This is a genomic window from Nocardia sp. NPDC059240, from assembly GCF_042753865.1.
Taxonomy (GTDB): Bacteria; Actinomycetota; Actinomycetes; order Mycobacteriales; family Mycobacteriaceae; genus Nocardia.
This window is the reverse complement of the sequence record NZ_JBHZAC010000006.1, coordinates 561,438-574,465: the sequence shown is the minus strand read 5'-3', so window position 1 is coordinate 574,465 and position 13,028 is coordinate 561,438. Positions and strand designations below refer to the sequence as shown.

Below are 13,028 nucleotides of genomic sequence, written 5' to 3'. Positions count from 1 at the left end.
CATGCTCCCGATCACAGTGCGCTGCCCGCCGGATAATCCCGATCGATCCCCGTTGCGAGGTCATCGCACGTGACGCACACCATATCCGCTCGTTGCCGTAAATAAGTGCCCGCCCCCGAATTTCCCGCCGCGCTCGCGCACACCCCTGCCCAATGCCCCCGCCCCAGCACCACCGGATGCCCCGGCGCATCCCCGAAAACCGCCCGCGCCAAACGGCTCTCACTCGCCCGCGCCGCCCCGATCACCCGCGCGACCACATCCGCCCCGACATCCGGCGTATCCACCGGCATGATCGCCACGAACTCGGCCGGCCCGCCCCACCCCGCCCCGGAACTTCCCGCCGCAGCATTCCGCGAGTAGGTATTCCGCACCGAGGTATTCCCTGTCTTCGCAGTCCGCGCAGCAGATACTTGCCCCCCACGTCGCAGCAGGTTTTCCGCCGCCACGGTAAGGCCGGCCGCCGCCCCGGAACCGTTCGAGATCGCGCCACCCGCGGGCTCGTCGCCCATCGCCGCCCCGAACTCGCCGCCCCGATCCGGTTCGGCCCCCGCAAGATTCGGCCCGGCCGCCGCCCGATCCTGTTCGGCCCTGGTCGGACCCAGCTCCGCCGCGGCCTGATTCGGCCCGGCCCAGGCCGTGGAATGCGGGTCCGCGAGGTTGGGAATCGCGGCGGCCGCGGCCAATCCGGCGCGCATCGAGGCGCTGACGCCGATGTTCCAGTCGGCCGCCCAAACCGGCTGTGCGCCTTCGGGAATCGCGATGCCCGAGGTTTGCGAAACCACCCAGCCGCCATCCGCGGTGCGATGCGCGGGCCCGGTGGCGCCCAGCACCACGATGATTCGCGCGCAGCCGCCGTCGCGCAGGGCCGCGACGGCCCCGCGCAGCCACCGACCGTCTTCGGCCAGCACTTTCGGCATGCCATACCGCCGACCGGCACCGGCCGCGAGCACGATTCCATCGCAGCGTTCGGGACTCACGCGAGCAGGGTAGTCCCGAACGCCGCTGTTCGCTGATCAAGCGACCTGCAGGTTGCTCGGGCGGGGATCGACCGGCCGGTCGAGGGGATGATCTTGCTCGGTCACCGTTGTGGGTACGGCTCGGGCCCGGACCGACCCGTACCCCCGGCGGCGGACGGTTACCAGGTCGAAACAGCCGCGGAGATCGTGCAATCTGCAGGCAATTCGACCGACATTCGGCACTTCTAGAGTTGGCGCGCGTTCAACTCGACGACCGAGGCCGTGTCCGGCGGGCACGGCCTCGGCGCGTATGCGCAACGCCGCGCGCAACCTGCGCGATGACGTGTCGGGGACCACGTTCTCGAATTCTCGCCCGCGCAGGATCTAGTCTGACCGCGTCCCCGGCTCACCGGCCTCGAGATGCGGCCTTGTCATGCGGAGGTGTCGACATTCTCGTCCACGAGGGCTGCTGGCGAATGTCCATGTCGGAGTTGGCCGTCACGCCGGCGGAGCATGCGGTCTTGGCCGCTGCCTTCCGCGACGACACCCGGCCCGACGCCTGGATGCCTCCAGGGGAGGACTACCGGCAGCGCGCGTATCAGTGCTTCGAATTGGCCCTACCGGAGGCGGAGCTGCGGATCGTGCCCGAGCCGCCGCCGTATTGGCAGTCCACCGCCGTCAATCCGCTGCTGGGTGGGATCGAGCGGCGCTTCCAACTCATCCCGGCGGCACATCCGGCGACCGCTGTCGTCCGGAAAATCATTGCGGGCGTGACCGTTCCGCTCTTGGCGGCGCAGGTCCTGCAACCCGAGCGCACCCCGCGCTGCCTGGTCGACGCGCACTACATTCGCATCCTGGCACCCGGCCGCCCCGCCCCCGAGGGCATCCACCGGGACGGGCTGCTGGCGGGTTCGGCGCATCTGATCGACCGGCTGAACATCACCGGCGGGAAGACCGAGATCTACGACGGCCGCACCCGAGAGTTGCTGAGCGAGTTCGAGTTGACCGAACCACTCGACTCCTACGTCTTCGACGACGAGCGAGTCCTGCACTACGCCCACCCGATCGACGTCGCGGTGCCCGGCCGCCCTGCCCACCGCGACGTGCTGCTCATCGGATTCCGGCCCGATGAGCGTTGAGGTCCCACCCGCCGAGCTCGACCGGCTGCTCCCGGAGAAGGAACTGCTGGAGATCGCCGCCGGACTCACCGCGATCGAATCCGCGACCGGACACGAGACACCGCTGGCCCGGCACGTCCGAAAACTGCTGCGGCACCACGGGATAGACGCCTACCTGCAAGAGGTCCGGCCCGGCCGCAAACAGACCATCGGCCGACTGGGACCCGCCGACGGAACGCCCGCGCTACTGCTGAACGGGCACCTCGACATGGACCCGCCCGGCCGCGACGCCTCCGTCGACCGATTGATCGCGCGCCGTGACGGGGATCGGCTCTACGGGGCCGGACTGCACAATATGAAGAGCGGGCTCGCGGCCATCCTGGGAGCCGCGATCATGGTGCAGCGCAGCGGAATTCCCTTGCGTCGCGCGCTGCTGCTGGAGTTCGTGGTCGGCGAGCTGCAGGGTGGAATCGGCACCGTCTTCGCACTCGAACAGGGCCTGCGGGCGGACGCCGCGGTGGTGCCGGAACCCTATTCGGTGACCCGGGTGCTCACCCGCACGGCGGGCGTCCAGAAGTGCGCGATCGTGGTGCGCGGCCGGACCGCTCACACCAGCCGTCACGGCGAAGGGGTGGACGCCATCGCCGTGCTGCGCCGCACCCTGGACCTGCTCGACGCCGCCGTCCTCGACCCGGCCCGATTCGGCCTGCGCCATCCGGACTTCGAGACCTTGCCGCGCTTGCAGGTCGCCGGTCTGATCGCCGGACGCGGCGAGGAACACACCCTGTCCGGCATCAGCTACCTGGCGGACAAGGCGACGGCGCTGATCGACATCCGATACCCTCCGCCGCACGGACCGCAAGCCGTGATCGCAGCGATGGAAGCCGTAGTCGCACAGGCGAGTCTGGCGTATCCGAACGCGAAGATCACCCTCGATCATCCGCCGGAGCCGGTCTTCGAGGTCGGCGGCACCGATATGCCTCCCATGGACGAGTCGCCCGATTCCGCGCTGGTCGAGGACATCCGCGAGATCCTGCCCCGAGTTTCGGAGTACGAGGTCACCGAAACCGGTCTGGCCCTGCCCTTCTCGTACTGCGGCAACGACACCACCCACCTCAGCCGAGCCGGCATCGAATGCTGTCTCTTCGGCCCGCGCGGCGCCGGCCCCGACACCGAGGACCACGTCCTGATCAGCGAAATGTCCGCCTGCGCGCACACTCTCGCCATCCTGGCGCTACGGCGCTGCACCTGACGTCCCGCCGCCATCGGCCGTCAGCATTTCAGCTCGGCGCGTTCGGCGAGCAGGATCTCCGCGCGCGGTGACTCGATCGCCGCATACAGTTCCTGCGCCCGCGCGAGTAGGTCGCACGCCGTCTCCGCGTCCCCGACCTGCGCCGCGAGCTTGCCCAGCGCGCGCAGGCCGTCCGCCTGACCGAGCTGGTCGCCGATCTCGTGCGCGATGCGCATCGAATCCTCGTAATGCTCACGCGCCCGCTGGTATTCGGGTGCGTCCGCATGCTGGGCCCCTGGCCGGTAGCTGTGGCCCAAGCCGCGCAGGGTGTCGATCTGGCCGAGCGGGTCGTCGATCAGCTTGGCGATGTCGTAGGCCTCGCTGAAACAGTCGCGGGCGTGCTCGTGATCGCCGTTCGCGCGGGCCAGATTGCCCAGCCCCCACAGCGACCATTCCGCGCTGTAGCGGTCGCCGATGCGGCGCGCGATCTCCAGCGCCGCGTCGTAGCGTTTGCGGGCCACCTCCGGATTGCCCGCCATCCGCTCGATATGGCCGAGCCCGCGCAACGCGTCACCCTCGAGCTTGCGGTGCTCGATGCTGCGCGCGATGCGCTGCACCATCAGATACAGCGGCCGGGCCATGTCGAAACGGCCCCACAGCCGGACCACCTCGGCATAACCCCACTGTGAGGTGCCCAGCCGCTCCAGATCGGTGAGCTCGGAGGCGATGGCCTGCGCTTCCTGGGAGTGCCGGATCGCCTCCCGGTACCGGCTGGCCATCCGCTCGGCCTGGCTGAGGCCCTCCAGCGCGTCGCATTCGGTCTGCCGGTAACCGATCTCGCGGGAGATCTGCAGGGCCTCCTGGAAATGGGTTCGGGCCCAGCGGTATTCGCCGGTCATCCATTCGGACTGGCCGCGTTCGCAGAGGAGTTCGACCTGGATACGGCGGTCGGAGAGTTCCAGGGCGATGCGGTAGGCGGCGTCGAACGTGGCGGCGGCCTTGTCGTGATGGCCGCGGAGGCGCTGGATGCGGCCGCGGCCCAGCAGGGCCCAGCCCAGGCCGACCCGGTCGTCGAGACGGTGCGCGATGCGCAGGGCACGGTCGTAGAGCCGGTCGGCTTCGGACCAGTGGCCGAGACTGCAGAGGTGACAGGCCAGCAGACGCGCCAATTCGGCGGTGTCGGAATGCATTCCGGCCAGCGGGAGACAGCCGAGGAGCAGTTCTCGTTCCCGGTTGAGCCAGTCGCGGGCGTGGGTCGCGGCGTCGAGCGAACTGGTGGCACGGTAGGGGCTGCCCGCGGCGTCGAAGGGGCGCACGGTCGCCGCCTGCCGGGCCACCATGAGGCCGTGGCCGATGATGCGGTCGACCGCCGCCCGCCGATCGTCGGGCTGGTTCTCCAGATCGGCCTGCACCTGCGCCCACAGTCGATTCAGATCGTGCATGCGATAACGCGACTGCTGATGACCGCCGACGATCGCATCCAGCAGTCCGGCCTCCGAGAGGCGACTGATCAGGGTCTTCGCCTCGTCCAGCGAGATCGCGGCCATCGCGCCCAGTGTCTCGGCGGTGACCTCGTTGCCGGGCAGCCAGCCCAGCAGCCGGACCAGTCGCTGTAGATCCGGGTCACCGAGGCGGCGGTAGGACATCTCGAAAGCCGTACGCACCGACTCCTTCTCGGCCTGGAAGCGGTCGAGGATATAGCGCGCGGGCGAATCGGCCGACCGGGCGGGTGAACCCTCGTCAGCCGCTTGCTCCTTGTTGCGTTCCGACAACTCCTTGTTGCGCTCGGTCAGCTCGGTGAAGTCGGCCGCGCACTCGGCGAGCATGCCTTCACCGTGATACGCGATATGACCGGCGATCAACTTGATGGCCAGCGGCAGCCCCGCCGCAGTCCGCACGATCTGCTGCGCGGCCGCGCGGTCGTAACCGGGCGGCAGCCCCGCCAGTCGCACCAGCAACTGCTCGGCCTCGACCTCGGTCATGGCGGCCAGATGCAGTGGGTCGGCCCCGGCCAGCCCGGTCAAGCGGGTGCGGCTGGTGATCACCACCAGCGTTCCGGGCGTCTGCGGCAACAGATCTCGCACATGCTCGCTGTCAGGCGCATTGTCGAAGGTGAGGTACATCTGTTTGCGGTCCATGGCGGTGCGCCACTGCTCGGCGCGGCGGCCCCGGTCCGCGGCGATCAGCTCACGGGGCATCCCGATCTCCAGCAGCAGCTGTTCGAGCACGTCCGCGGGCTCGCGCGGTTCCCGGCCGGGGGTATAGCCGTGCAGATCCACCCAGATCCGGCCGTCCGGATAGCGCGGGGCGAACAATGCCTCGGCGAAGCGCGCCAATGCCGTTTTGCCCACCCCCGGATGACCGTGGATCACGTGCACCGACGGCTCGCTGCGGGCACGTCGATGCGCCACTATCCGACCGCCCAGTTCCTCCACGGCGGCCTTGCGCCCGATGAAATTCGGTTCGCGCGGCGGCAGATCCGCGGCCGGGGCGCCGGCGCGCAAGGTGCTGCGCCGGGCGACGGCATCGCGGAACCGCGTCACCTCGTCGGGACCCAGGGTCGCCAGATCCTCGGTGTCGACCAGCTGATCCCAGGTGGTGCCGTAGATATCGGCCAGCGTTTCGAGCACTTCGAGGGTGAGCCGCGGGCCGCTGGGCACCGTCGGCCACCGCTCCAGATACGAAATCTGGTTGGCCTGAACGGTTCTCCGGGTGGCCCGCCGCTCGTTGTACTCGGTCGCCACATCCTCGAGGGTGAGCTCGGCGATCTCGCGGCGGCCGTTCGTTCGCGCCAGCCCGGCCGCGTACCGCCACGCCGTCCGGGGTCGCAGCCCGCGCTGCCGCAGTTCGCACACCAGCAGCGGGAGCAACTGCTCATCGGTCAATCCGGTGTCCGCCAACAGATCTCGCAGCCGCCGGCGCTCCGCCTTGGTCATCGGACGCGGACCCTTGGTCGTAGGATGACGAGTACTCACCCTGCCTCCGATCGGCCCCCGGCCACCCCGCGCGCCCGGCCCGCCGAGATCGCGGCGTCACCGCCGAGAAATCCGCCCCCCGGTTATTGCACATTCCTTGGTAGCAGTGACCGTTTCACCAGGTCAAGCGCCATACCGTGATTGCGGAAGTTCTCCGTCGAGACTTCGGGAGTTCGCGCTCTTTTTTCTGCACTCTGAATGTGGGTCGACCGACTGCGACGGTCGACGGCGCAGAAGGGAGTTCGCGCATGGCAATTCAGGTGGTCTCGGAGTGGCTGATCACCAGTGACCTGGTTTCGGAAGTCGCCTTCCGGATCGATACCCCGGAGCCCGACCGGGGCCGATGGATGCTGTCCTACCTACCCACGAACAGGCGTTTGACCAGGGACCAAGCCCTGGTCGGCGTGCGGCTCGCGGAGCTGCTGCTGTGTGAATCCATCTGCGAGAACTCGGAATCGGATCTCCTGGTCGCGAGATTGCATGCCGAGGAACTCGGGGTGGAACTCACCGATGCGATGTGCCTGCTGGCCCTGCGATCGATCGAATACTCCGGCGACGAAACCGGACCGCTCAATTCCCGTGTGCGGGAAGCGGTCCGGTAGTCGTCGGCCGGGTGGCCGCGCCGATGGGCCGGAGGGGTGCCCATCGGCGAGGTCACACAGGGGCGGGTCAGAACAGGGCCAGGGCGGCGAGCAGGCCCGACAGCGCAATCGTCTGCAACGCCACCCGGGCATTGAGGATGCTGTCCCACTTGTTCTGCAGCGCACGGGCATTGTCGGGAATGACGCCGGACTGCGCGGCGGCCGTCTGAGCGGTATTGATCGGCTTGGCGATCAGGACGTAGCAGGCCAGCCAGGTGAGCAGCGCGGCGAGCGCGACGCCGGCGGCGACGGCCGCACCGGTCTGCCCGGCAGCGATGGCGAGGGCCAGAGCGAGAACCGCGGTAATAACGCCGCCCGCCCCGAAAATCGGCATCCGCTTGTCCCCGTAGTAGTGGCCCCAGCCGGCGCTGATGGTGACGGTCGCATCGTCGAGGTGGTCGCGGTAGACCGACCGGGTGATGAGGGCGACGGACCAGTCCGTGCCGTAGACGACGCCATTGGCGAGAACTGCGAGTGCGGCAAGGATCTGGCCGGTCAGGATGAGCATCGGTCTGCCTCTTTCAACTGAAATCTAGCGGCGCTAGGAACTGAAGCAACGATAACAAGCGGAAGCTAGCTTGTCTAGCGCCGCTAGATTTCTAGTTTTCAGTCGACCGAATGGTTTGGATAGCGGACCCCGGTGGTCCGCCTCACAACGACCAAGATCAGAATGTTCTGTGAAGGTGCTCACATCTGGACGGCCGTCGGCGCGTCATGCACCGGTGGCCCCCGTCACGCAAACAGTACGAGCGTTATGCAAAACCGCATGTCAGCGCTACTGGCAAGTAGATTCCGCCGCTGCTATTCACAAGCAAATTTTGCAGCATTAGCAAAATGCTCGTGAAAGCTAGCGTGGATTCACACTTGCAACAGGTAGACGGGACTTTTGTCCTGTGCCATCGTGTGGAAGTACACCTCGCGGGCCTAGCAAGTCTGCAAATTGCCGCTCCAGCAGTGGTCGGACATCGAAGACGGAAACGTCGCGAAAGTCCGCCCGGCGGGGCTACCGAGACCGAACGAAGAAGTGGAGTCAGAGATGTCGAACGTCGGCACCCCGAAGACCGCTGCGGAACTCCAGCAGGATTGGGACACCAACCCCCGCTGGAAGGGCGTCACCCGCAACTACACGGCCGATCAGGTCGTCAAGCTGCAGGGCACCGTCGTCGAGGAGGCGACCCTCGCTCGTCGTGGCGCCGAGATCCTCTGGGATCTCGTCAACAACGAGGACTACATCAACTCCCTGGGCGCCCTCACCGGCAACCAGGCCGTGCAGCAGGTCCGTGCCGGCCTGAAGGCCATCTACCTGTCCGGTTGGCAGGTCGCCGGTGACGCGAACCTGTCCGGCCACACCTACCCGGACCAGTCGCTGTACCCGGCCAACTCGGTTCCGGCCGTGGTCCGTCGCATCAACAACGCGCTGCTGCGCGCCGACGAGATCGCCAAGGTCGAGGGTGACACCTCGGTCGCCAACTGGCTGGCCCCGATCGTCGCCGACGCCGAGGCCGGTTTCGGTGGCGCCCTGAACGCCTACGAGCTGCAGAAGGCCATGATCGTGGCCGGCGCCGCGGGCGTGCACTGGGAAGACCAGCTGGCTTCGGAGAAGAAGTGCGGCCACCTCGGTGGCAAGGTGCTGATCCCCACCCAGCAGCACATCCGCACCCTGACCTCCGCGCGTCTGGCTTCCGACGTCGCCGGTGTGCCGTCGGTCATCATCGCCCGCACCGACGCCGAGGCCGCGACCCTCATCACCTCCGATGTGGACGAGCGCGACCGCCCGTTCCTGGACGGCACCCGCACCGCCGAGGGCTTCTTCGGCACCAAGAACGGCATCGACCCGTGCATCGCGCGTGCCAAGGCCTACGCCCCCTACGCCGACCTCATCTGGATGGAGACCGGCGTGCCGGACCTCGAGGTCGCGCGCAAGTTCGCCGAGTCGGTTCGCAGCGAGTTCCCGGACCAGCTGCTGGCCTACAACTGCTCGCCTTCGTTCAACTGGAAGGCGCACCTGGACGACGCGACCATCGCGAAGTTCCAGCGTGAGCTGGGCGCCATGGGCTTCAAGTTCCAGTTCATCACCCTGGCCGGCTTCCACTCGCTGAACTACGGCATGTTCGACCTGGCGTACGGCTACGCCCGTGAGGGCATGACCGCCTTCGTCGACCTGCAGGAGCGCGAGTTCAAGGCCGCCGCCGAGCGTGGCTTCACCGCCGTCAAGCACCAGCGTGAGGTCGGCGCCGGCTACTTCGACACCATCGCCACCACCGTTGACCCCAACACCAGCACCGCTGCGCTGAAGGGCTCGACCGAAGAGGGCCAGTTCCACTGAGCCACCGGAAGCGGCTCGGATTGATCTGAGCCACTTCAGGTTCCGAGGACAAAAACCCAAGGCGGCAGTCGCATCACACCTTCCGCCGCCGCGGGACCTCAGGATTCGCCGAGAGGGATGGCAAGCCCCTCTCGGCGAGTCCACCCCGCCCTTCCCGTCGACAGCCCCGGCGGGGAGGGCATTTCCTTATAACGTTTTCTGTAACACCGTTTTTCGTAAGACGCAGTTCGAGACCTTAAGAAGGCGCAGGGTCGTTCAGTTATACGACGCCTTCACCCACAGCCACGACGGCCAAACAGCAGGAGCGGGACGTGAGCAACGAGAAGATTCAGCGCGTGGGCATTATCGGCGCCGGACAGATGGGCGCGGGTATCGCAGAGGTTTGCGCCCGGGCACACGTCGACGTGCTCGTGTTCGAGCAGACCCGTGAGCTCGCCGCCGCCGGTCGCAGCCGCATTCTGCGGTCGCTGGACCGCGGCGTCTCCAGTGGCAAGATCACCGAGCGGGAGCGGGAGCAGGCCGCCTGGCGGTTGCGCTTCACCAGCGACCTCGGCGATTTCGCCGACCGCCAGCTGGTGGTCGAGGCCGTCGTGGAGAACGAGGACGTGAAGACCGCGATCTTCGCCGAACTCGACAAGGTCGTCACCGATCCGAACGCGGTGCTGGCCTCCAACACCTCCTCCATCCCGATCATGAAGATCGCCGTGGCCACGAATCTCCCCGAGCGGGTCGTGGGCATGCACTTCTTCAACCCGGTGCCGGTGCTGCCGCTGGTCGAGCTGGTCACCACACTCAAGACCACCGAGTCCGTCACCAAGCGCGCCGAGCAGTTCGCCGCCGACGTGTTGGGCAAGCAGGTCGTGCGTTCCGCCGACCGCTCCGGCTTCGTGGTGAACGCCCTGCTGGTGCCGTACCTGCTCTCGGCCATCCGGATGGTCGAATCCGGTTTCGCCACCAAGGAAGACGTCGACAAGGCCATGGTGCTGGGCTGTGCCCACCCGATGGGCCCGCTCGCGCTGACCGACCTGGTCGGCCTCGACACCGTGAAGTCCATCGCCGACTCCATGTACGACGAGTTCAAGGAGCCGCTGTACAGCGCGCCTCCGCTGCTGTCGCGCATGGTCGAGGCCGGGCTGCTGGGCAAGAAGGCCGGAGCGGGCTTCTACCAGTACAACCGCGCGTGATCTGAGCCTTTCCATGGCGTTTCGATGCGCTCACGCGGGTGGTCGCGTGGGCGCATCGTGTCTTTTCACCGAGTTTTCACTCGAGAGCTAGAGCGTCTTTTTCTCCAAGGTGCGCGCCGCAGGGCATGTGGCGGCGTCCACCGCAACCGGGCATAAGCTGCAATCAGGTCGTTCGGGACCGGCAGCTCGGAAGGAGTGTCCGTTCAGATGGTCAACGTCACCGACGGGTTCGGATCCAGCATCCTGGGTTACCCGAGAATCGGCGAGCACCGGCAACTCAAGCGCGCGTTGGAGTCGTACTGGCACGGCACCCTGTCGCGCGACGAACTCCTCACGGTCGGCCGCGATATTCAGGAGAATCAGTACCGCGAGCTGGCAGCCACCGGGTTGACGCAGGTCCCCGGCAATACCTTCTCCTTCTACGACCATGTCCTGGACAACGCGCTGCTGTTCGGCGCGGTCCCCAAGCGGTTCGAGGCCTATCGAGAAGGCTTGGACCCGTTGGACTTCTACTTCCTGATGGCTCGCGGCCGGCCGGATCTGCCGCCGCTCGAGCTGGTCAAGCTGCTCAACACGCCCTATCACTACCGGCAGCCCGAACTCGCGACCGATACCGAGTTCTCGCTGCACCCCGAAGCCCTGCTGGACGAATTCGACCGCGCCAAGGCCGCCGGCATCGAACTGCGGCCGGTGATCCTCGGCCCGCTGTCGCTGCTGCTGCTGTCCAAGACCGGACACGTTCCCGGCGAAACCGAATTCGACAAGCTGGTGCTACTGGACAAGCTGCTACCGGTGTACGAGGAACTGCTCGAGATCCTCGCCAAGCGCGGTGCGACCTGTGTGCAGTTCGACGAGCCGTGTTTCACCAGCGACCGCTCGCCGTCCACCATGGAGCTGTTCGAGAAGACCTACCAGCAGCTGTCCAAGGCTCCGCTGCGCCCGCGCATGCTGGTCACCGGGCAGTACGGCGACTTCGGTCCGGCCATCGAAATCCTGTGCCGCACCGCGGTGGAGGCGATCGGCCTGGACCTGTCCAGCCACCGCGTGGTGCCCGAGGAACTGGCCAAGATCCCCGGCATCCGGCGCAAGCGCCTCTACGCGGGCGTCATCAGCGGCACCAATGTGTGGCGGGCCGACCGGTACGTGACGCTGGAATACCTGCACAAGCTCGCCCAGGTCTGCCCCGACATGGTGGTGTCGACCGGGTCCACCCTGCTGCACGTGCCCTACGACGTGCTCGTCGAGTACGAGCTCGAGGGTCCCGTCGCCGACCGCCTCGCCTTCGCCAAACAGAAGGTCCTGGAAGTGGTTTCGCTGGCCAAGGCGCTCACCGAGGGCCCCTCGGAGAAGTGGCGCAAGCGGCCCACCTCGGTGCACTTCAAGCAGAAGCACGCGGTGCGGCAGCGCGTCTACGCCGTCACCCCGCAGATGCGAGTGCGCGAGCCCTACGAGAAGCGAAAGCTGGCGCAGCAGGCCAAGTTGCGGCTGCCGCTGGTGCCCGCCACCACGCTGGGCTCCTTCCCGCAGACCGCGGGCGCCCGGCAGGCGCGCCACGACCTCGGCCAGGGCCGGGTGTCGTTCGACGACTACCGCAAGCGCATCGAAGCCGAGATCGAGGCCAGCATCCGGTTGCAGGAGGACATCGGCCTGGACGTGCTGGTGCACGGCGAGCACGAACGCAACGACATGATCCAGTTCTTCGCCGAACAGCTGGACGGCTTCGCCACCACCCACTTCGGCTGGGTGCAGGTGTACGGATCCCGTTGCGTGCGACCGCCGATCGTGTACGGCGATGTGGCGCGGCCCGAGGCCATGTCGGTGTCGTGGACCGCCTACGCGCAGTCGCTCACCGACAAGCCGGTCAAGGGCATGGTCACCGGCCCGGTCACCATGCTGGCCCGCTCCTTCGTGCGCCAGGACCAGCCGCTCTACGAGACCGCCGACCAGGTGGCGCTGGCCATTCGCGACGAGGTGGTGGACCTGGAGAAGGCGGGCATCGCCATCATCCAGGTGGACGAGCCCTCCATCCGCGAACTGCTGCCGCTGCGCAAGAAGGGCCAGGCCGAATACCTGCGCTGGGCCGTCGGCGCGTTCAAACTGGCCACCTCCGGCGTCAAGCCGGAAACCCAGATCCACACGCACATCGGCTATTCCAGCCGCGGTGACGTGGTCGCGGCCATCGAGGAACTCGACGCCGACGTCACCGCCATCGTCGCCACCCGCTCCATCGAATGGGTGCTGGAAGCGCTGAAGGAAGACTGCGCCGAAGGCCGCGGCCTCACCCACGGCGTCGGCCCGGGTGTCTACGAATCCCGTTCGGCGCGTATCCCGGACATCGACGAGCTGGACGAACTCCTCACCGCCGCAGCCGAAGCCGTCACCCCGGAACGCCTGTGGGCCAACCCGGACGGCGGCCTCAAGACCCGCCACCACTGGCAGCTCGACCCGTCCCTGCGCAACCTGGTCGCGGCCGCCCGCCGCGTCCGCCGCCGCGCCGAGGCCGCAGCAGGCGAAACCGCCTGAGGCAGTAGCGCTTACACCCGGAACCCCGGTTCGATCCAACGATCGGACCGGGGTTTTCGCTGTCTCGGCGGATC

At 67.5% G+C, this 13,028-nt stretch carries 9 protein-coding genes; 6 read left to right on the top strand and 3 right to left on the bottom strand.

Annotated elements, in window-relative coordinates; translation table 11 throughout:
* Nucleotides 1–11 precede the first annotated feature (11 nt).
* Nucleotides 12–977 (bottom strand): NTP transferase domain-containing protein, encoded by a 966-nt coding sequence (locus ACFXHA_RS24740; protein ID WP_379360557.1) that lies wholly within the window; start codon nt 975–977, stop codon nt 12–14.
* 455 nt (nt 978–1,432) lie between these two features.
* Here ACFXHA_RS24740 and ACFXHA_RS24735 point away from each other — a divergent pair, with 455 nt between their 5' ends.
* Nucleotides 1,433–2,095 (top strand): 2OG-Fe dioxygenase family protein, encoded by a 663-nt coding sequence (locus ACFXHA_RS24735; protein WP_379360555.1) that lies wholly within the window; start codon nt 1,433–1,435, stop codon nt 2,093–2,095.
* Nucleotides 2,085–3,326 (top strand): M20 family metallopeptidase, encoded by a 1,242-nt coding sequence (locus ACFXHA_RS24730; protein ID WP_379360553.1) that lies wholly within the window; start codon nt 2,085–2,087, stop codon nt 3,324–3,326. The genes ACFXHA_RS24735 and ACFXHA_RS24730 overlap by 11 nt, the downstream gene beginning before the upstream one ends.
* 20 nt (nt 3,327–3,346) lie before the next feature.
* On the opposite strand, the gene ACFXHA_RS24725 is transcribed toward ACFXHA_RS24730, so the two are convergent.
* Nucleotides 3,347–6,241 (bottom strand): tetratricopeptide repeat protein, encoded by a 2,895-nt coding sequence (locus tag ACFXHA_RS24725; RefSeq protein ID WP_379360551.1) that lies wholly within the window; start codon nt 6,239–6,241, stop codon nt 3,347–3,349.
* Between the two features lie 287 nt (nt 6,242–6,528).
* Between ACFXHA_RS24725 and ACFXHA_RS24720 the strand changes: the two genes are divergently transcribed.
* Complete coding sequence (locus tag ACFXHA_RS24720; RefSeq protein WP_379360549.1) at nt 6,529–6,882, top strand: hypothetical protein; 354 nt, start codon at nt 6,529–6,531, stop codon at nt 6,880–6,882.
* A 67-nt stretch (nt 6,883–6,949) separates the two neighbouring features.
* Here the strand turns inward: ACFXHA_RS24720 and ACFXHA_RS24715 are convergent, their stop codons facing one another.
* Nucleotides 6,950–7,429: a DUF1772 domain-containing protein gene (locus ACFXHA_RS24715; RefSeq protein ID WP_379360547.1), complete on the bottom strand. Its 480-nt coding sequence runs from the start codon at nt 7,427–7,429 to the stop codon at nt 6,950–6,952.
* Nucleotides 7,430–7,957: 528 nt separating this feature from the next.
* Here ACFXHA_RS24715 and aceA point away from each other — a divergent pair.
* From aceA to metE, 3 genes are all read left to right on the top strand, one after another.
* Complete coding sequence (gene aceA, locus ACFXHA_RS24710) at nt 7,958–9,247, top strand: isocitrate lyase (RefSeq protein ID WP_379360545.1); 1,290 nt, start codon at nt 7,958–7,960, stop codon at nt 9,245–9,247.
* 311 nt (nt 9,248–9,558) lie between these two features.
* On the top strand, nt 9,559–10,431 hold the full coding sequence (locus ACFXHA_RS24705) for a 3-hydroxybutyryl-CoA dehydrogenase (RefSeq protein WP_379360543.1): 873 nt from the start codon (nt 9,559–9,561) through the stop codon (nt 10,429–10,431).
* A 207-nt stretch (nt 10,432–10,638) separates the two neighbouring features.
* Nucleotides 10,639–12,954 (top strand): 5-methyltetrahydropteroyltriglutamate--homocysteine S-methyltransferase, encoded by a 2,316-nt coding sequence (gene metE / locus ACFXHA_RS24700; RefSeq protein WP_379360541.1) that lies wholly within the window; start codon nt 10,639–10,641, stop codon nt 12,952–12,954.
* Nucleotides 12,955–13,028: the final 74 nt, after the last annotated feature.

Excerpts from the sequence above, each read along its gene's own strand:
- ACFXHA_RS24735 (WP_379360555.1), top strand. The coding sequence starts at position 1,433 with ATGTCCATGTCGGAGTTGGCCGTCACGCCGGCGGAGCATGCGGTCTTG.
- ACFXHA_RS24730 (WP_379360553.1), top strand. The coding sequence starts at position 2,085 with ATGAGCGTTGAGGTCCCACCCGCCGAGCTCGACCGGCTGCTCCCGGAG.
- ACFXHA_RS24725 (WP_379360551.1), bottom strand. The coding sequence starts at position 6,241 with ATGACCAAGGCGGAGCGCCGGCGGCTGCGAGATCTGTTGGCGGACACC.
- ACFXHA_RS24720 (WP_379360549.1), top strand. The coding sequence starts at position 6,529 with ATGGCAATTCAGGTGGTCTCGGAGTGGCTGATCACCAGTGACCTGGTT.
- ACFXHA_RS24715 (WP_379360547.1), bottom strand. The coding sequence starts at position 7,429 with ATGCTCATCCTGACCGGCCAGATCCTTGCCGCACTCGCAGTTCTCGCC.
- aceA (WP_379360545.1), top strand. The coding sequence starts at position 7,958 with ATGTCGAACGTCGGCACCCCGAAGACCGCTGCGGAACTCCAGCAGGAT.
- metE (WP_379360541.1), top strand. The coding sequence starts at position 10,639 with ATGGTCAACGTCACCGACGGGTTCGGATCCAGCATCCTGGGTTACCCG.